This is a genomic window from Tepidamorphus gemmatus, assembly GCF_004346195.1.
Taxonomy (GTDB): domain Bacteria; phylum Pseudomonadota; class Alphaproteobacteria; order Rhizobiales; family Tepidamorphaceae; genus Tepidamorphus; species Tepidamorphus gemmatus.
Window position 1 is genome coordinate 223932 of the sequence record NZ_SMAK01000002.1, and the last position, 17247, is coordinate 241178.

General features: G+C 68.4%; 11 protein-coding genes. 6 read left to right on the top strand and 5 right to left on the bottom strand.

All coding sequences use genetic code 11. The features are described from left to right. Window positions 1-25 precede the first annotated feature (25 nt). From EDC22_RS03940 to EDC22_RS03955, 4 genes are read left to right on the top strand one after another with little or no spacing between them, the layout of a single operon-like run. Window positions 26-1834, top strand: coding sequence for an extracellular solute-binding protein (locus EDC22_RS03940; protein ID WP_132805307.1), 1809 nt, complete (start codon window positions 26-28; stop codon window positions 1832-1834). A gap of 19 nt (window positions 1835-1853) precedes the next feature. After that, the gene (locus tag EDC22_RS03945) at window positions 1854-3524 is read left to right on the top strand and encodes an AMP-binding protein (RefSeq protein WP_132805308.1); all 1671 of its coding nucleotides are present in this window, start codon (window positions 1854-1856) and stop codon (window positions 3522-3524) included. After that, the gene (locus EDC22_RS03950) at window positions 3521-5071 is read left to right on the top strand and encodes an acetate--CoA ligase (RefSeq protein ID WP_132805309.1); all 1551 of its coding nucleotides are present in this window, start codon (window positions 3521-3523) and stop codon (window positions 5069-5071) included. Before EDC22_RS03945 ends, EDC22_RS03950 begins: the two co-directional genes overlap by 4 nt. Before the next feature lie 56 nt (window positions 5072-5127). Next, window positions 5128-5778 carry a DsbA family oxidoreductase gene (locus tag EDC22_RS03955; protein ID WP_132805310.1) on the top strand — a complete coding sequence of 217 codons (651 nt, stop codon included), beginning with the start codon at window positions 5128-5130 and terminating at the stop codon, window positions 5776-5778. A gap of 188 nt (window positions 5779-5966) precedes the next feature. Here the strand turns inward: EDC22_RS03955 and mfd are convergent, their stop codons facing one another. Next, window positions 5967-9494 carry a transcription-repair coupling factor gene (gene mfd, locus EDC22_RS03960; RefSeq protein ID WP_425385507.1) on the bottom strand — a complete coding sequence of 1176 codons (3528 nt, stop codon included), beginning with the start codon at window positions 9492-9494 and terminating at the stop codon, window positions 5967-5969. Between the two features lie 5 nt (window positions 9495-9499). Continuing rightward, on the bottom strand, window positions 9500-9805 hold the full coding sequence (locus tag EDC22_RS03965; RefSeq protein ID WP_245499622.1) for an FAD assembly factor SdhE: 306 nt from the start codon (window positions 9803-9805) through the stop codon (window positions 9500-9502). A gap of 112 nt (window positions 9806-9917) precedes the next feature. On the opposite strand from EDC22_RS03965, the gene recG reads away from it, so the two are divergent. Further along, entirely contained in the window at window positions 9918-12026 is a 2109-nt protein-coding gene (gene recG / locus EDC22_RS03970) for an ATP-dependent DNA helicase RecG (RefSeq protein WP_132805312.1), read from the top strand. A 26-nt stretch (window positions 12027-12052) separates the two neighbouring features. On the opposite strand, the gene EDC22_RS03975 is transcribed toward recG, so the two are convergent. The 3 genes from EDC22_RS03975 to glmU form a co-directional block, all read right to left on the bottom strand. Beyond that, window positions 12053-12757 (bottom strand): DUF502 domain-containing protein, encoded by a 705-nt coding sequence (locus EDC22_RS03975; RefSeq protein WP_132805595.1) that lies wholly within the window; start codon window positions 12755-12757, stop codon window positions 12053-12055. A gap of 189 nt (window positions 12758-12946) precedes the next feature. Continuing rightward, window positions 12947-14773: a glutamine--fructose-6-phosphate transaminase (isomerizing) gene (gene glmS, locus EDC22_RS03980; protein ID WP_132805313.1), complete on the bottom strand. Its 1827-nt coding sequence runs from the start codon at window positions 14771-14773 to the stop codon at window positions 12947-12949. 116 nt (window positions 14774-14889) lie between these two features. Beyond that, window positions 14890-16257, bottom strand: a complete 1368-nt coding sequence (glmU, locus tag EDC22_RS03985) for a bifunctional UDP-N-acetylglucosamine diphosphorylase/glucosamine-1-phosphate N-acetyltransferase GlmU (protein ID WP_132805314.1) — start codon at window positions 16255-16257, stop codon at window positions 14890-14892. A 103-nt stretch (window positions 16258-16360) separates the two neighbouring features. On the opposite strand from glmU, the gene EDC22_RS03990 reads away from it, so the two are divergent. Beyond that, on the top strand, window positions 16361-17239 hold the full coding sequence (locus tag EDC22_RS03990) for an SPOR domain-containing protein (protein ID WP_132805315.1): 879 nt from the start codon (window positions 16361-16363) through the stop codon (window positions 17237-17239). Window positions 17240-17247: the final 8 nt, after the last annotated feature.

The window sequence follows — 17247 nt, forward strand, 5'->3', positions numbered from 1 at the left end:
GACAATTCCGCGAAGTTCGTTCCGCATGTGCCTTGTCTCGGCGCTGCTGGCATCCGGTCTGGCCGCGGTGTCCGACCGGAGTGCAGCCGAGCCGTCGCATGCCATCGCCATGCACGGCGAACCGGCGTTGCCTGCCGATTTCTCCCATTTCGGCTATGTCAATCCCGACGCTCCCAAGGGCGGCCGCCTCGCCCTCGGCGTCGTCGGTACCTTCGACAGCCTCAACCCGTTCATCGTGCAGGGCGTCGCGGCGCGCGGACTGCGCGAATACGTCTTCGAATCGCTGATGGCGCGCGGGCTGGACGAGCCCTTCACCCTCTACGGCCTGCTGGCCGACAGCATCGACGTTCCGGACGACCGGTCGTCGGCACTGTTTCGTCTCAGACCGGAAGCCCGCTTCTCCGATGGCACGCCCGTCACGCCGGAGGATGTGATCTTCTCCTGGGAAACGCTGAAGCGATTCGGCCGACCCAACCACCGCACCTACTATTCGCTGGTCACCGACGTGGAGAAGGTCGGCGATGACGGTGTGCGGTTCATCTTTGGCGACTCCGGCGACAGGGAGATCCCGCTGATCATCGGGTTGATGCCGATCCTGCCGAAGCATCACTACGAGAGCGTCGACTTCGAGAGGAGCGGCAACCTGCCGCCGGTCGGCTCAGGCCCCTATGTCGTGGGGCGGGTCGACCGTGGGTCGCTCATCGAATACCGACGCAACCCTGACTACTGGGGCCGGGACCTGCCGGTAACGCGCGGACGCTTCAACTTCGACGAGATCAGGATCGAGTTCTTCCGCAACGAGACCGCGCTGCACGAGGCTTTCAAGAAGGGGCTCGTGGATGTGCTGCCGGAACTCGATCCGGCCCGGTGGGCGACCGAATACAGCTTTCCTGCCGTCAATGACGGGCGTGTCGTTCTCGACGAGCTCTCGTCCGGCGTGCCGCGCGGCATGTCTGGCCTGGTCTTCAACACGCGACGGCCGCAGTTCGCCGACCGGCGGGTTCGGCAGGCGCTGGCGATGCTGTTCGACGGCGAATGGATCAACCGTACGCTCTATCATGGGCTGTTCGAGCGCACGGTGAGCTATTTCGAGGGCTCGGAACTGTCGGCGCGCGGCGTGCCAGCGAGCGCACGCGAGCGCGAATTGCTGGCGCCCTGGAGCGACCGCGTTCTGCCGCAGATCATGGACGGCAGCTACGAGCCGCCACGGACGGACGGCTCCGGACGTGACCGCACGATGCTGAGGTCCGCCCTCGCGCTGCTCGGCGAGGCCGGCTACGAGACATCCGGGGGCGTGATGCGCCACCGCGAGACGGGCCAGCCGCTGGCCTTCGAGATCCTGGTCGCCACACCCGAGCAGGAGCGCCTGGCGCTGACCTATGCGACGCAGCTCAAGCGCGCGGGAATCCAGGCTTCGGTGCGCCAGGTCGACAGCGCCCAGTTCGAGCGGCGGCGCCAGACCTACGATTTCGACATGATCCAGTTCTTCTGGTTCGCGTCGCTGTCGCCGGGCAACGAGCAGAAGTTCTACTGGGGCGGCGCGGCGGCGGGACAGGAGGGTACCCGGAACTACATGGGCGTCGCCGATCCGGCCGTCGATGCGATGATCGAGGCCTTGCTGGCGGCCCGCGAGCGCGATGACTTCGTCGATGCGGTGCGGGCGCTCGACCGGGTCCTGATGTCGGGAAGCTACGTCATCCCGCTGTTCCATACCCGGGACAGCTGGGTGGCGCGCTGGTCGCATATCGGGCGGCCGGAACGGATGCCGCTTTACGGATACGAGCTCGACACATGGTGGCGGGTGCAGCCGGAGGCCGTCGACGGCCGAGGCTGACAGTGCGGGGGGACTGCAGATGATCCTGGTGGACCGCGAGGCGGCCGACCGGTACCTGAAGGCGGAGGTGTGGGGCAAGGCGACGCTCGACGGATTGTTGGCGCGGCTCGCCGCAACCCGACCCGACGATGTCGCCGTGACCGATCCCGGTGATCGGATCGGCTGGCAACGCAGTTTCGGCCCGGCGGTGACCTGGGCGGAGATCGACCGGATGGTCTCGGCGGTCGCTGCGGTGCTGCTCGACGCGGGACTGAAGCAGGACGATGTGGTTGGCATCCAGCTCGCCAACTGCGTCGAGGCGCTGGTCACCCATTTGGCCGCGCTCAGGGCCGGTCTGATCCCGGCTGCGCTGCCGATCACCTGGCGCGAGATGGAGCTCGCCGAAGCCTGCGACCGGGTCGCGCCGGTCGCTCTGGTGACGGCGAGCCGTATCGGCCCCAATGATCATGCCGACCTGATGATGCGGGTGGCGGTCCAGTCAATGTCGGTGCGCCACATCTTCGCCTACGGGGCGAATGTCGCCGATGGCGTGAGCCCGCTTAATCCGGCGTTGTCGCCGTCTGCCTCGACCGAGGGGGCGAACGGGGCGCCGCGCAGCGGCAATCCCGCCGATCACGTTGCGATGCTCACCTTCGTGTCCTGGGATGGCACGCTGGAGCCACTGGCGCGCAGCCATAACCAGTGGCTTTCGGCGGCGGCCGAACTGGCGCTCGACGCGCGGATCGGTCCCGATGCCGTGCTCGCCACCAGCCTCCTCCCAACCAGCCTGACAGGCCTCACCGCCGCGCTCGGCGTCTGGCTGTTGTCAGGCTGCCGGCTGAACCTGGTGATGCCGACGACATCGGCCGCCTTCTGCCGCGAGGTCGCGCGGATGGAGGCGACGCATCTGGTGCTGCCCGGTCATCTGACGCATCTCGTCGAGCAGCTCGATCCGCGCCGCCGGCTGCGACTGGTGCGCTACTGGGCCTCGCCCGATGCGCTGTCGACGGCCGCGCGCGATACGGCGGGCGACGGTACGACGGACGTGATCTCGCTGGATGAGATGGCAATCACCACCGGCAGCGGTGGCAAGGCGCTGGTCCTGCCGCTGGCGGGCACCGGCGAGGAGGCAGCGACCGATCCGAAGCGACCGCTGCTGGCGGCACGGATGATGGGCAATCTGCACAAGGCCGGGTCGAACATCGTTCCCGGCGCGCTGCTCAGCGGTGCGCTGATGGTGGGCGGGCCGCAGGTGCCGACGGCTGCCTTTCCGGGCCGGCCCTCGGAAGCCGAGGTGCCGTTCCGCTTCCGCCCCCATCCGGATGGTTTCCGCGAGACCGGCCTGCGCTGCCGGCTGGTCGAGAGCGACGGCCCGTCCCTCGTCGTTCTCGGCCATCGCAAGGAGACGATCGTCGTCGGCGGATTCGTCGTGGCGGCAGAGAGCCTGGACACCCTCTATGGCGGCTTTGACGGGTTCCTCGATGCTGCCGCCGCCAGCATCCCCGATCCGATGTTCGGCGAACGCATCGTCGCCGCCGTCGTGCCGCAGCCGGGCCGCGACTGTTCGCTCGCCGCATTCCGGGCGCATCTGCGCGAGCTCGGTGTCGCCGCGCATCTGATGCCCGACCGCATCCTGACGGTGCGCGAGATCCCGCGCTCGGCCGACGGAACGATCCTGCGCTCGACACTGGCGACCAGTCTGGCAGCATGACCGGTGCCATTACGGCAGAGGGCTGGGGAGGCGAGCCGGTTCCGCCGCGCTTCAACCTGGCGGCGCACGCCCTCATGGCCGCGCGGGTGACGCCGGAGAAGACAGCGTTCATCGTCGCGCACGACGCCGCCGACCCGGCTGCGGACGAGATCTGGAGCTATTCCGATCTCGACCTGGCGGTCCGCCGCACAGCATCGGCGCTCACCGGGTTAGGTCTCGGCCGCGGTGACCGCGTGATGCTGCGGCTCGGCAACTCCTCGCATTGCGCCGTCGGTTTTCTCGCGGCGGCGGCGATCGGCGCCGTCCCAATTCCCGTGTCGAGCCAGCTCACGGCAGCCGAGATCGACTTCATGGCCGGCGATGCCGACGTCCGGCTCGTGATCTGCGACCCCGGGCTCGAGGTCGGACCGGCGACACGGTCGCGGCCGATGATCCTGGCGTCGGAGCTTGCGGAGCGCGCCAGGCTAGCCGTGCCGGCGCCGTTCGCCGACACGGCCGCCGACGATCCGGGCTATCTGGTCTACACCTCGGGGACGACGCGGTCCCCGAAGGGTGTCCTGCATGCGCACCGCGCACTCTGGGGACGGCGGCCGGCCTATGCGGACTGGCTGGGGCTCGGCGCCACCGACATCGTGCTGCATGCCGGCTCGCTCAACTGGACCTACACGCTCGGCGTCGGCCTGCTCGATCCGCTGGCCTGCGGAGCAACGGGCGCGATCCATGCCGGACACCATGACCCTGCGGTGTGGCCGAAGCTCATCGACCGACTCGGCGCCACGATATTTGCTGCGGTACCCAGCGTTTATCGACAGATCCTGAAGTATTGCGAGATGTCTTCCGACAGCCTGCCGAGCCTGCGGCACGGGGTGGCTGCGGGCGAGACGCTGCGCGCGGACCTTGTCGAGGCCTGGTACACGGCGACCGGACGGTGGATCTACGAGGCCTTCGGCATGAGCGAGATATCGACCTACATCTCGATGCCGCCGGCGGGACGGCCGCGCCCGGGGACGCCGGGACGGCCGCAACGCGGTCGCGCGGTGGCGCTCTTGCCGCCCGAGGATGGCGTCAGGCCCGTCGCGTTCGGCGAAGCCGGCGTGCTGGCGGTCCACCGGTCGGATCCCTCCCTGATGATCGGCTACTGGAACCGTCCGGACGAGAACTCGTTCCGGGGCGACTGGTTCGTCACCGGCGATCTGGCCGTCATGGACAGTGACGGCTACATCCACCCGTGCGGCCGCCTCGACGACGTGGTCAAGGTGATGGGCTACCGGGTATCGCCGGTGGAGATCGAGGCGGCGCTCGAGGCGCATCCGGCCGTGGCCGAGGCGGCTGTCGTTGCGGTCGAGGCCCGTCCGGGCGTGTCGATCCTGAGGGCGTTCGTCGTGCCGGCCGCCGGCGCGATGCTCGACGCGGACAGCCTGTCAGCCTTCGCGCGGACACGCCTGGCCGCCTACAAGACACCGAAGGACTATATGCTCGTGGACGCGCTTCCGCGTACGGCGAACGGCAAGCTGCAGCGTGCCCGGCTGCGCCAGCTCTCGCCCTGAGAGCCTGCTTCCGCCATACTGGATCGGGGGTGAGCCTGCCGCCGGAGTCGAAGCCCATGGCCACGATAACGCTCGACATCATTTCCGACACGATTTGCCCCTGGTGCTACATTGGCAAGCGGCGGCTGGAGAGGGCGTTGGCCATGCGTCCGGACGCCAAGTTGGACATCCGCTGGCGTCCCTATCAGCTCGATCCGACGATTCCGCCGGGCGGCGTGGCGCGTGCGGAGTATCTCGCGGCCAAGTTCGGCGGGGCGCAGCGGGTGGCGGAGATCCACGACCGTCTTCGCGCAGCGGCTGCGCAGGACGGTATCGACTTTGCGTTCGACCGCATCACCCGCACACCCAACACCATCAATTCGCACCGGCTGATCCGCTGGGCAGGCACCGCCGGGTGCCAGGAGGCCGTGGTGGAGCGCCTGTTCCGAAGCTACTTCGTCGAGGGCGGCGACATCGAGACCCCGACATCGCTGGCGGGCATTGCCCGGGACTGCGGCATGGATGGCGACCTGGTGGCGGAGCTTCTCGCAGGAGACGCGGACATCGAGCTGGTCGAGCGGGAGGTCGTCACGGCGCGCAAGATCGGCGTCACCGGCGTGCCGTGCTTCATCTTTGCCGATCGCTTCGGCGTCATGGGTGCGCACCCCCCGGAGGTTCTGGTCGAGTCGATCGACCGCGCCCTCCGCGAACAGGCGCGGGTCGCCTGACCTCTTGAGGAGTTCGCGTCGCCATCGTCCCGGCCGAGCGATGCGGGCGCCAGGATCGTGCCGCGCCTCCGGTCTGCGGCCCTGCCCTCCCGATCCCGGATCGGCCTTGCGGCCGTCCGGGATGACGCGGGGGCGGTCCGGGTTTGCGTATCGCCGGCGACCTCGCCTCGAACTCACTCGCCTCGAAGTCACGCCGCGTTGCGCGCTTCCGCGGCGATCGCGGCGATGCGGCGAAGCAGGTGCGTGGTGCCACGCAGGCGATCCTCGGGCGTCGCCCAATCGCGCAGCAGCACGATGGTGTGGTCGGGACGGATCTTCGCCCGGTGCCCTTCATCGGCGATGAAGCTGACCAGCCCTTGCGGATTGGCGAAGCGGTTGCCCCTGAGCCCGAACACCAGCCCCTTGGGTCCGGCGTCGAGCTTGTCGATTCCCGCTTCGCGGCACAGGAGCTTGACGCGCACCACGTCGAGAAGCTGCTCCGCCTCGACCGGCAGCCGCCCGAAACGGTCGGCCAGTTCGGCCGCGAACGCCTCGATCTCCAGTTCGTTCTCGATCTGCGACAGCCGCCGGTAGAGGCCGAGGCGGACGTCGAGATCGGGCACGTAGTGCTCGGGGATAAGCACGGCGGTGCCGAGCGTGATCTGGGGGGACCACTGGCCCTCGGCCGGCTCGCCGCCCTCCTTCAGGCTGGCGACCGCCTCCTCGAGCATCGCCTGATAGAGTTCGTAACCGACCTCCTTGATGTGGCCGGACTGCTCCTCACCGAGCAGATTGCCCGCCCCGCGGATGTCGAGGTCGTGGCTGGCGAGCATGAATCCGGCGCCGAGCGTGTCGAGCGACTGGAGAACCTTGAGCCGCTTCTCGGCGCCGGCGGTCAGCTTCCTGCGGGCGGGAACCGCGAAATAGGCATAGGCGCGCGCCTTGGAGCGACCGACCCTGCCCCGCAACTGGTAAAGCTGGGCGAGGCCGAACATGTCGGCGCGATGGACGATCAGCGTGTTCGCGGTCGGCACGTCGAGGCCGGATTCGACGATTGCCGTCGACAGCAGCACATCGTAACGGCCATCGTAGAAGGCGCCCATCAGGTCGTCGAGCTGGGTCGGCGGCATCTGTCCGTGCGCGATGGCGAATTTCACCTCCGGTACCTGATCCCTGAGAAATGATGCCATGTCCTCCAGATCGGCGATGCGCGGGCAGACGAAGAAGGTCCGGCCGCCGCGATAGTGCTCGCGGAGGATCGCCTCGCGCAGCACGACTCCGTCGAATGGAGTGACGAACGTTCGAACGGCAAGCCTGTCGATGGGGGGCGTCGCGATGATTGAAAGCTCCCTGATGCCGGTCAGGGCGAGCTGCAAGGTGCGCGGGATCGGCGTGGCGGTCAGTGTCAGCACATGCACCTCGGCCCGCAGCTCCTTCAGGCGTTCCTTGTGGGCGACACCGAAATGCTGCTCCTCGTCGACGATCAGCAGGGCCAGATCGCGGAACCTGATCGTCTTGCCGAGCAGGGCATGGGTGCCGATCACGATGTCGAGATCGCCGGAGGCCAGCCCCTTCTTCACCTCGGCAAGTTCCCTTGCGCTTACGAGACGTGATGCCTGGCCGATCTTGACCGGGAAGCCGCGGAACCGTTCGACGAAGGTCTTGTAGTGCTGGCGGGCGAGCAACGTCGTCGGCACCACCACTGCAACCTGCCGGCCGGACATCGCGGCGACGAAGGCTGCACGCAGCGCCACCTCGGTCTTGCCGAACCCGACATCGCCGCACACCAGTCGGTCCATTGGGCGGCCGGCGGCGAGATCGTCCAGCACCGCGCGGATCGCCGCTTCCTGGTCCTCCGTCTCCTCGTAGGGAAACCGTGCGCAGAATTCCTCGAAGGCGCCGTGAGGCGGCGTCAGGACCGGCGCGTCGCGCATGGTCCGGGCGGCGGCGATGCGGATCAGCGCATTCGCCATCTCGCGCAGGCGCTCCTTCAGTTTCGCCTTGCGGGCCTGCCAGCCATGTCCGCCGAGCTTGTCGAGCTGCGCCGGGGCGTCCTCGGAGCCGTAGCGCGACAACAGCTCGATGTTCTCGACCGGCAGGAACAGCTTGTCGCCGCCGGCATAGTGGATCTCGACGCACTCATGCGGCGCGCCAGCGGCCGTGATCGTCTTCAGCCCGACGAAGCGGCCGATGCCGTGGTCGACATGCACCACGTAGTCGCCAGGAGACAGGCTGGTCAGCTCGGTCAGGAAGTCGGCGGTGCGTCTGCCCTTGCGCTTGGGTCTCACGAAGCGGTCGCCGAGCACGTCCTGCTCGCCCATCACGACGAAGGACGGCGCCTCGAACCCGCGCTCGATGCCAAGCACGGTCAACGCGACGCTGTCCCCTGGCAGAGACTGTGCCTGGGGCCAGTCGGCGACGGTCCGGATCCCCGTCAGTCCGTGGTCGGCGAGCATGTCGCCCATGCGGTCGCGGGAGCCTTCGCTCCAGCAGGCGACGACGAGGCGGCGGCCCGACCTGACGATCTGCTGCGCGTGGGCAGCCGCCGCATCGAACAGGCTCGCGGCTGCATCGGTCCGCTCCGGCGCGAAGTTGCGGCCCTCGCGTGCGCCCAGATCGAAGACCGGACCGCTTGCCTCGGTCGCCGGAACGTCGAATGGCGTCAGCGCGGCGACCGCACGCGCCGCGAGCGCCTCCGACCAGTCCGTCTCGGACAGATAGAGCGCGTCCGGGTCGAGCGGCTTGTAGGGCGCGGCGTCGCCCGAGCTCATCTCGAGGGCCTCAACCCGGGCGGCGTGATAGTCGGCGACCTGGGTCATGCGTTCGACGCGCGCCTCGCCGGCCAGCGCATCGAGCAGCACCGGTGCGGCGCCGGCATGATCGAACAGGGTTTCGAGCCGGTCGTGAAACAGCGGCAGCCAGTGCTCCATGCCCTGATGGCGCCTGCCCTCGCTGACTGCCGCATAGAGCGGATCGTCGCCCGAGGGCACGCCGAAGCGGGCGACATAGGCTGTCCGGAATCGCCGGATCGCCGCATCGTCGAGGCTGAGCTCGCTCATCGGGATGAGCGACAGGTCGTGCTCCTGATGGACGGTGCGTTGGGTCTCGGGGTCGAAGCTGCGCACAGATTCGAGCGTGTCGCCGAAGAAATCGAGCCGGATCGGCAGCTCCCGGCCCGGTGGAAACAGATCGAGAATGCCGCCACGTACCGCGAATTCGCCGGTCTCGCGCACCGTTCCCGTCCGCTCGAACCCGTCGCGTACGAGCCAGGCGACGATCGCCTCCATGTCGGCGCGAGCGCCCGGCCGCAGCGACCAGCCCGACGCGGCGATCCAGGCGCGGCTCGGCACCCGCTGGGTCGCAGCGTTGACCGTGGTGGCGAGGATCGTCGGGCGGGGTTCGCCAGGATGCGCGATGCGGGTCAGCGCGGCGAGGCGGCGGGCGACAATCTCGGGATTGGGTGAGACACGGTCATAAGGCAGGCAATCCCAAGCCGGGAATTCGAGCACTTCGACGTCGGGCGCGAAGAAGCGGGCGGCGCGAAGGAAATCGGCCAGCCGCTGGGCATCGCGAAGGATGCAGACGAGCGCGATGCCCGACGTCGCGCGGGCGCGCGCGATGTCGGTTGCGACGACGGCGTCGAAGCCTTCAGGCACATGGGTGAGCGTGATCCTGCCCGACCGTTCGAGGACGGCAGGCGAGAACAGGCGCGTGCGGGCCAGGGCGGAGTTGGTCACGGTGATCAAATCGCGCCGGAGACCGGGTGCCGGCGATGGAAATCCCTGATGGCGGCCAGCATCGGTGTGTCATAGTTGGCGGGGACGGGCCTGGTGCCGGCGATCCAGCCGAACAGTTCCGGATCCGGAGCCTCGACCAGACGTTCGAGCTCGGCGACCTCCGCGTCGCTCATTGCGGCGAGATTCGCATCGGCGAACCGGCCCAGCAGGAGATCCATCTCGCGCGTGCCGCGATGCCAGCAGCGGAAGCCGAGCTTGCGGCGGCGCGACTCGTCAGCCGGCGTGCTGTCGCGGTCCGCAGGTGTGGTCACGTTGCAGTCCCTCATGTTCATGGCGCCGCAGGGTATAGCGCGCGGAAACGGCGCCGGCCAGCGCCGCGGCCCACCCGTTGCCTAATCGGATGGGCTGGGACACTTTCGCGCCATGCGGCCCGCCCTGCTCAACCCTCTGTTCGCGCCGGTGTCCAGCCTGAACGGCATAGGTCCGCGCCTGTCGGGGCTGTTCGGTCGGCTGCTCGGGGGAGATGAAGATGGCGGCGAGCCGCTTGTCGTCGATCTTCTATGGCATCTGCCCGGTGGCCTCGTCGACCGCCGCCAGCGGCCAACCGTCGACCGGCTCGAGCCGGGAACCATCGCGACGCTCGAAGTCGTCGTTGCCCGCCATCGTCCGCCACCGCACGGGCGCGAGCGCGCGCCCTACCGGGTCGTCTGCCAGGACGCAACCGGTGAACTGACCCTGGTGTTCTTCAATGCCAACCGCAAATGGATCGAGCGGATGCTGCCGCCGGGCGAGACACGCTGGGTGAGCGGGCGCGTCGAGGAGTTCAACGGTTTTCCGCAGATGGTCCATCCGGACCACATCCTGAGCGCGGCGGAGTTTGCGAAGCTGCCGCTGGTGGAGCCGGTCTACCCGGCGACCGCCGGCCTCGGCAACCGAGTGATTTCCAGGGCGGCCTGGCAGGCGGTCGAGCGGGTGCCGGCGCTGGAGGAATGGCAGGATCGGACCTGGCTCGCCCGTCAGCGCTGGCCAGGGTTTCGCGAGGCGCTGGAACGGCTGCATCGGCCGGCCCGCCCGGAGGATGTCGCGGAAGACGGGGCGGCCTGGAGCCGGCTTGCCTATGACGAGTTGCTGGCTGGCCAGCTCGCGCTGGCGATCGTGCGCGCCCGCCAGCGGCGCGTCCGCGGCAAGGCGCGTCGCGGGGACGGCAGGTGCGTCGCCCGCCTCACTGCCGCGCTTCCCTACAGCCTGACCGCCTCGCAGCGGCTGGCGATCGAGGAGATCGCGGCCGACCTGGCGGCGCCGGAGCGGATGCTCCGGCTGCTGCAGGGCGATGTCGGCAGCGGCAAGACGGTCGTCGGTCTCATTGCCATGGCCAGTGTCGCCGAGACGGGGGCCCAGGCCGCGCTGATGGCCCCGACGGAGCTGCTCGCACGCCAGCACTTCCGCTCGATCGCGCCACTGGCGGAGGCAGCGGGACTGCGGGTCGCGATCCTCACCGGCCGCGAGCAGGGCAAGGAACGTGCACCAATTCTCGCAGCGCTTGCCGCCGGCGAGATCGACATCCTGGTCGGCACGCACGCGCTGTTCCAGGCCGGTGTCGCGTTCGCCGATCTGGGGCTCGCCGTCGTCGACGAGCAGCACCGCTTCGGCGTCCACCAGCGCCTTGCGTTGGCAGCCAAGGGCGACGGCGTTGACATGCTGGTGATGACGGCGACGCCGATCCCGCGCACCCTGCTGCTGACCCACTACGGCGACATGGACGTCACGCGGCTGACCGAGAAACCCGCCGGCCGCAATCGGATCGAGACGCGCGTCGTGCCGCTCTCCCGTCTCGAAGACGTGATCGGCGCCGTCCGCCGCGCCGTCGAGGCGGGGACCCAGGTCTATTGGGTCTGCCCGCTGGTCGAGGAGTCGGACGATCTGGATGTGACGTCGGCGGAGGCGCGGCACCAGTCGCTGCTGGCGCTGTTCGGCGAGCGGGTCGCGTTGGTTCACGGCCGCATGAGCGGGGCGGAGAAGGATGCCGCGATGCGCCGGTTCGTCAGTGGCGAGGCGCGGGTCCTGGTCGCCACGACGGTGATCGAGGTTGGCGTCGATGTGCCGGACGCCAGCATCATGATCGTCGAACATGCCGAACGGTTCGGCCTGGCCCAGCTTCACCAGCTGCGCGGCCGGGTGGGGCGTGGGCAGGCGGCGTCCAGCTGTCTGCTGCTCTATGGCCAGCCGCTCGGCGAGACGGCCCGCGCCCGACTCGCCATCCTGCGCGACACCGACGACGGTTTTGTCATCGCCGAGGAGGATCTGCGGCTGCGCGGCGGCGGCGAGGTGCTGGGCACCCGCCAGAGCGGCATGCCGGAGTTTCGCGTCGTGCGCACCGGCGTGCATCTCGGCCTGCTCGAGGCGGCCCGCGACGATGCGCGGCTGGCGCTGGAGCGGGATCCCCGGCTGGAGGGTCCGCGCGGCCGGGCGCTGCGCACCCTGCTCTACCTGTTCCGCAAGGACACGGCCATGCGCTACATCGAGGGAGGATAGCGAGGGAGGATAGCAGGGCCTGCTGCCTATTCCGCCGCACTGCGGCGTCCGTTTTCACCCTGCGGCGACTTCGACAGTTCCGGGCGATCGGTGCGCCGCCGATCCTTCGTCGCGGCCGGGACGGGATGCGGCGGCGCGACCAGCCCGCCCGAAATGACCAGCTTGGCGCCGTCCTCCACCGACATGTCGAGAATCTGCACGTCCTTGCGAGGGACGAACAACAGAAAGCCGGAAGTTGGGTTGGGCGTCGTCGGCAGGAAGACGCTGAGCAGGTCCGTCTCCTCGCCGCCGGCCTTGTGGACCAGTTCGCCCTTGGTCTCGGTTGCCACGAACACGATCGCCCACAAGCCGGCGCGGGGATATTCGATGAGGCCGACCTTCTGGAAGGAATTTCCGGTCTGCGAGAGAACCGTCTCGAAGATCTGCTTCAGACCGCGATAGATGCTGCGGACGAGCGGCATGCGATCGAGCATCATCTCGCCATAGGCGACAATGGTGCGACCGAACAGGTTGGCCGTTGCCGCGCCCAGGAAGATCAACGCGAGGACGGCCACGATCAGGCCGAATCCCGGGACGGTGAACGGCAGATAGTGGTCTGGATTGTAGCGCTCGGGAATCCAGGGCTTCACCCAGGCGTCCACCCAGCCGATGAACGACCAGGTGATATAGATCGTGATCGACAGCGGCGCGGCGATTACCAGACCGGTGAGAAAATAGTTGCGCAGGCGCATGCCGATGCCCAGGCGACGCGGCGGCGGCGCGTCGGGCGTGAGGACGCCGGGCCCACCTTCCTCGTTCGATTTCATGCGAGTCGAATCCCTGACGGAGCGGCTGACGCCGCCGCTCGCCGCATAATATAGGTGACAGTCAGCCTCGGTTAGACCGATCTCGCGACAGGACGCGTCGGACGCGCGATATCGCTACTCGACGGTTACCGACTTGGCGAGATTGCGCGGCTGATCCACGTCCGTGCCCATGAATACCGCCGTGTGATAGGCGATGAGCTGCACCGGGATCGCGTAGAGCAGCGGCTGCACGAACTGATACATCTCGGGCAACACCAAGGTGGCGAACGGCTGGTCACCGGCAGCTTCGGCTCCGGCCGCATCGGTCAACAGGATGATACGTCCGCCGCGTGCCGCGACCTCCTGCATGTTCGAGACGGTCTTGTCGAACAGCCGGTCGGATGGGGCCACCACGATCACGGGGACGTTCTCGTCGACGAGCGCGATCGGCCCGTGCTTGAGTTCCCCGGCCGCATAGCCTTCCGCGTGGATGTAGGAGATTTCCTTGAGCTTCAGCGCGCCCTCGAGCGCGATCGGATAGTTCAGGCCGCGACCGAGATAGAGCACGTCGCGGGCACGCGACAGGTCGCGGGCGAGATCCTCGATCTGTGGCTCGAGCTTCAGCGCCTGGCCGACCAGCCGGGGAACCTCGATCAGGGAACGGACCAGCTTGCGTTCGTCATCCTCCCCGAGCACGCCACGCTGCCGTCCGGCGGCGATGGCGAGGCAGGCGAGCACCGCGAGCTGGCAGGTGAACGCCTTGGTTGATGCCACGCCGATCTCGGGCCCGCCGAGGGTCGGAAAGACGACATCCGATTCCCTGGCGATCGAGGATTCCTGCACGTTGACGATGGAGAGGATGCGCTGCCCGTTCTGGGCGCAATAGCGCAGCGAGGCAAGCGTATCGGCGGTTTCCCCGGACTGCGAGATGAAGAGCGCGAGCCCTCCCGGATCGAGTGGCACTTCGCGATACCGGAATTCCGAGGCGACATCTATGTCGACGGGCAGCCGGGCGTACTTCTCCATCCAGTACTTGCCGACGAGCCCAGCCAGATAGGCGGTCCCACAGGCGGAGACGGTGACACGCTTGAGGGCGGCAAGATCGGCCGGAACGGCCTCGGGAAGCCTGATCGTGCCGCTCGCCATGTCGATGTAGTGCGCCAGCGTGTGACTGAGGACCTCGGGCTGCTCGTAGATCTCCTTGGCCATGAAATGGCGGTGGTTGCCCTTGTCGACCAGCAGCGAGGAGGCGAGCGAGCGGGATATCGGCCGGGTAACCCGGTTGCCGGCAGCATCGAATATCTGCACCCCGCCCCGCGACAATACCACCCAGTCGCCGTCCTCCAGATAGGTGACGCGGTCGGTGAACGGCGCCAGTGCGATGGCATCGGAGCCCAGATACATCTCGCCGTCGCCATGGCCGACCGCCAGCGGGCTGCCGCGTCGGGCGCCGATCATGAGGTCGTCCTCGCCCTCGAACAGGATGGCGAGCGCGAAGGCGCCCTGAAGTCGGCCGAGGGTCGCCCTGACGGCATCGGCCGGGGTCCTGCCGGACTTGAGTTCCCTGGTCAGCAGATGCGCGACGATTTCGGTATCGGTCTGCGTGGCGAAGGCGACCCCGTCGGCGGCAAGCTCCTGCTTCAGCTCGCGAAAGTTCTCGATGATGCCATTGTGGACGATGGCGACGCGGTCGGTCGCATGGGGATGGGCGTTGTCCTCCGTCGGCGCGCCGTGGGTCGCCCAGCGGGTGTGGCCGATTCCGCTGTGTCCGGCGAGTGGACTTGCGCGAAGGCGTGCCTCCAGGTTGCGCAGCTTGCCCTCCGCGCGCCGGCGCTCGAGATGTCCTGCCTCGAGCGTTGCGACGCCCGCAGAGTCGTACCCTCGGTACTCGAGCCGTCGCAACGCCTCGACGATATCGAATGCCACCGGCTGCTTGCCGAGAATGCCCACGATGCCGCACATGCGTCTCAGACCTCCGTGGCGGTTCCCCGAGCCAGCTAGATAACCTGTCCCCGGGTAGCCGGCAGTTCACAGTTCATTGCCGACTGTGACCCTTCAGGTGTCACGGTCGTGACGGCTCAGCTGCCGCTTCCGCCCGGCTTGTCCCCTGCGCCGGACCTGCGCTTGCGGAAGGCGGCGGCCCAGCCCGGCTTCTCGGACTGGCGCCCGCGGGCAATCGCGAGAGCATCCGGGGCAACGTTCTCGGTCACGACGCTTCCCGATGCGACATAGGCGCGGTCGCCGATGGTGACCGGGGCCACCAGCGCGCTGTTCGAGCCGATGAAGGCGCCCTCGCCGATCGTCGTGCGGTACTTGCCGTAACCGTCGTAGTTGCAGGTGATGGTGCCCGCCCCGATGTTCGCGCGCGCGCCGACCGACGCATCGCCGATATAGGTCAGATGATTGACCTTCGCACCGGGGCCGATATCAGACGCCTTGATCTCGACGAAGTTGCCGATATGGGCTCCCTCGGCGATCGAGGCGCCGGGACGCAGCCGGGCGAACGGGCCGACGATCGCGCCAGATCCGACGCTCGCCCCCTCAAGATGCGAGAAGGCCCGGATCGTCGCCCCGTCCGCCACCCTGACGCGTGGACCGAACACCACGTGCGGCTCGATGACCACATCCCGCCCGATCTCGGTATCAACGCAGAGGAACACCGTCTGCGGGGCGATCAGCGTGGCCCCACCGGCCATCGCCGCGGCGCGCAGCCGGTCCTGCATGACGGCCTCGACGGCCGCGAGCTGGGCGCGCGTGTTGACTCCCTGAACCTCGTCCTCGGCGGCGCGGGCTGCCACCGTCGTCAGGCCGCGCGCGACGGCGAGCTCGACAGCGTCGGTGAGATAGTGCTCGCCCTGCGCATTCGCGGTTCCGATCGCATCGAGCAACCCCGGCAGCAGGCCCGCACGGAACGCCATTATCCCGGAATTGCAGAAAGTTATCCGCTTTTCCTCATCCGAAGCATCACGGTGTTCGCGGATCGCGACAAGCCTGTCGCTGTCGAGGATCAGCCGGCCGTACCCGGTCGGGTCGGCGGCGTCGAACCCGAGCACCGCAAGGTCAGCCCCGTCTGCGACGAGCCGGCGGAGGCGATCGAGGCTGTCCGGCAGGATCAGCGGCGCGTCCCCGTAGAGGACGATGACGTCGCGATCGGTCGGGATGCTCGTGCGCGCTGCCAGGACGGCGTGCGCGGTTCCCCGGCGTTCGGTCTGCAGGTGGAGCGTCGCCTGCGGGCACCTCTCGCGGACGAGCGCCTCGACGGTGGACATCTGCGGCCCGACGACAACCGCGAGGCTTGCCGCGGGGTCGTAGCGTCGCACGGCGTCAACGACATGGCCGAGCATCGGCAGGCCGGCCACCGCATGCATGACCTTTGGCAGAGACGACTTCATCCGGGTGCCCTCGCCGGCGGCGAGCACGACGAAATGGCAGGGTCGGGACCTCATCTGACGGCTCCGTGGCGCTGGCCTATGGTTAGCGGATCGTTAACGAGTTGGCGACGGACAACGAGGAGAATCGCGTATCTCTAGTTAACGATTCGAGGGGCTCATGGGACAGGCTCAACCCAAACCGGACAAGCCGCAGCGACGGCCCGGCCGGGGCCGCAGCTTCCGCATCACCGCGATCTGGGGGGCAATGGCAGCCGCCTCCGTCGCGGCGCTCATCCATTCCGCAACGAGCGAGACCGGGCGCGCGCGCGTCGCCATGCTGTTCGAGCCGCGCGTGGCGGTGAGCGCGCGCGACCTCGAGGCCGAAATCACCCGAATGACGACCGAGATCACCCGTCTGCGCTCGGAGACGCGGCTGCTGGCTCTCGAGAAGGAAGCGCTGCAGATCAAGATTGCGGCGCTGGAATCCGAGATCGGTCCGTTGACCGGCTCGCTTCCCGACGCAGCGCGGGAGTCAGCGGGCGCGTCCGCGGGATCGGTGCCAGCTCCCGCTGCGCCTGCCGCCGATCCTGCCGCGCGCGGGCCGTCGGCGCCGGAGGAACCCGGTGCACGCACGCCCGCAGCAGATGTCCGGGTAGGCTTCCAGTCGCTGCCGCTCGACACGAGATCGGATGATCCGGCCGCCGCCCCGTCGCAGAGCGATATCCACGAGGAGCTGGTCAGTCTGGCGCATCCGGACGCGCGCAGCGTGCCGACGGAAATCTCGCGCACCCGCTTCGCCGTCGAGATCGGTTCGGGCGTGACGATGAGCGAGATTCGCGAGCTGTGGCGGCGCCTTTCGCGGGAGAACCGTCCGCTGATCGGCGGGCTCGAGCCGGCGGTCGCCATTGCCGAGCAGGATGGCGGCCTCAGGCTTCGCCTGCTGGCTGGGCCGTTCCAGAACGCTGCCGATGCGGTGCAGCTCTGTGCGGTGCTGGTCGGGCGCGGCGTCGATTGCCGTGCCGTCCCGAGCCAGGGGCAGCAGCTCGTCATGCAATAGAAGCATGG

Coding starts and splice junctions, on each gene's coding strand:
- EDC22_RS03955 (WP_132805310.1), top strand. CDS start 5,128: ATGGCCACGATAACGCTCGACATCATTTCCGACACGATTTGCCCCTGG.
- EDC22_RS03940 (WP_132805307.1), top strand. CDS start 26: ATGTGCCTTGTCTCGGCGCTGCTGGCATCCGGTCTGGCCGCGGTGTCC.
- EDC22_RS03990 (WP_132805315.1), top strand. CDS start 16,361: ATGGGACAGGCTCAACCCAAACCGGACAAGCCGCAGCGACGGCCCGGC.
- EDC22_RS03975 (WP_132805595.1), bottom strand. CDS start 12,757: ATGCGCCTGCGCAACTATTTTCTCACCGGTCTGGTAATCGCCGCGCCG.
- glmU (WP_132805314.1), bottom strand. CDS start 16,257: ATGAGGTCCCGACCCTGCCATTTCGTCGTGCTCGCCGCCGGCGAGGGC.
- recG (WP_132805312.1), top strand. CDS start 9,918: ATGCGGCCCGCCCTGCTCAACCCTCTGTTCGCGCCGGTGTCCAGCCTG.
- EDC22_RS03950 (WP_132805309.1), top strand. CDS start 3,521: ATGACCGGTGCCATTACGGCAGAGGGCTGGGGAGGCGAGCCGGTTCCG.
- EDC22_RS03945 (WP_132805308.1), top strand. CDS start 1,854: ATGATCCTGGTGGACCGCGAGGCGGCCGACCGGTACCTGAAGGCGGAG.
- glmS (WP_132805313.1), bottom strand. CDS start 14,773: ATGTGCGGCATCGTGGGCATTCTCGGCAAGCAGCCGGTGGCATTCGAT.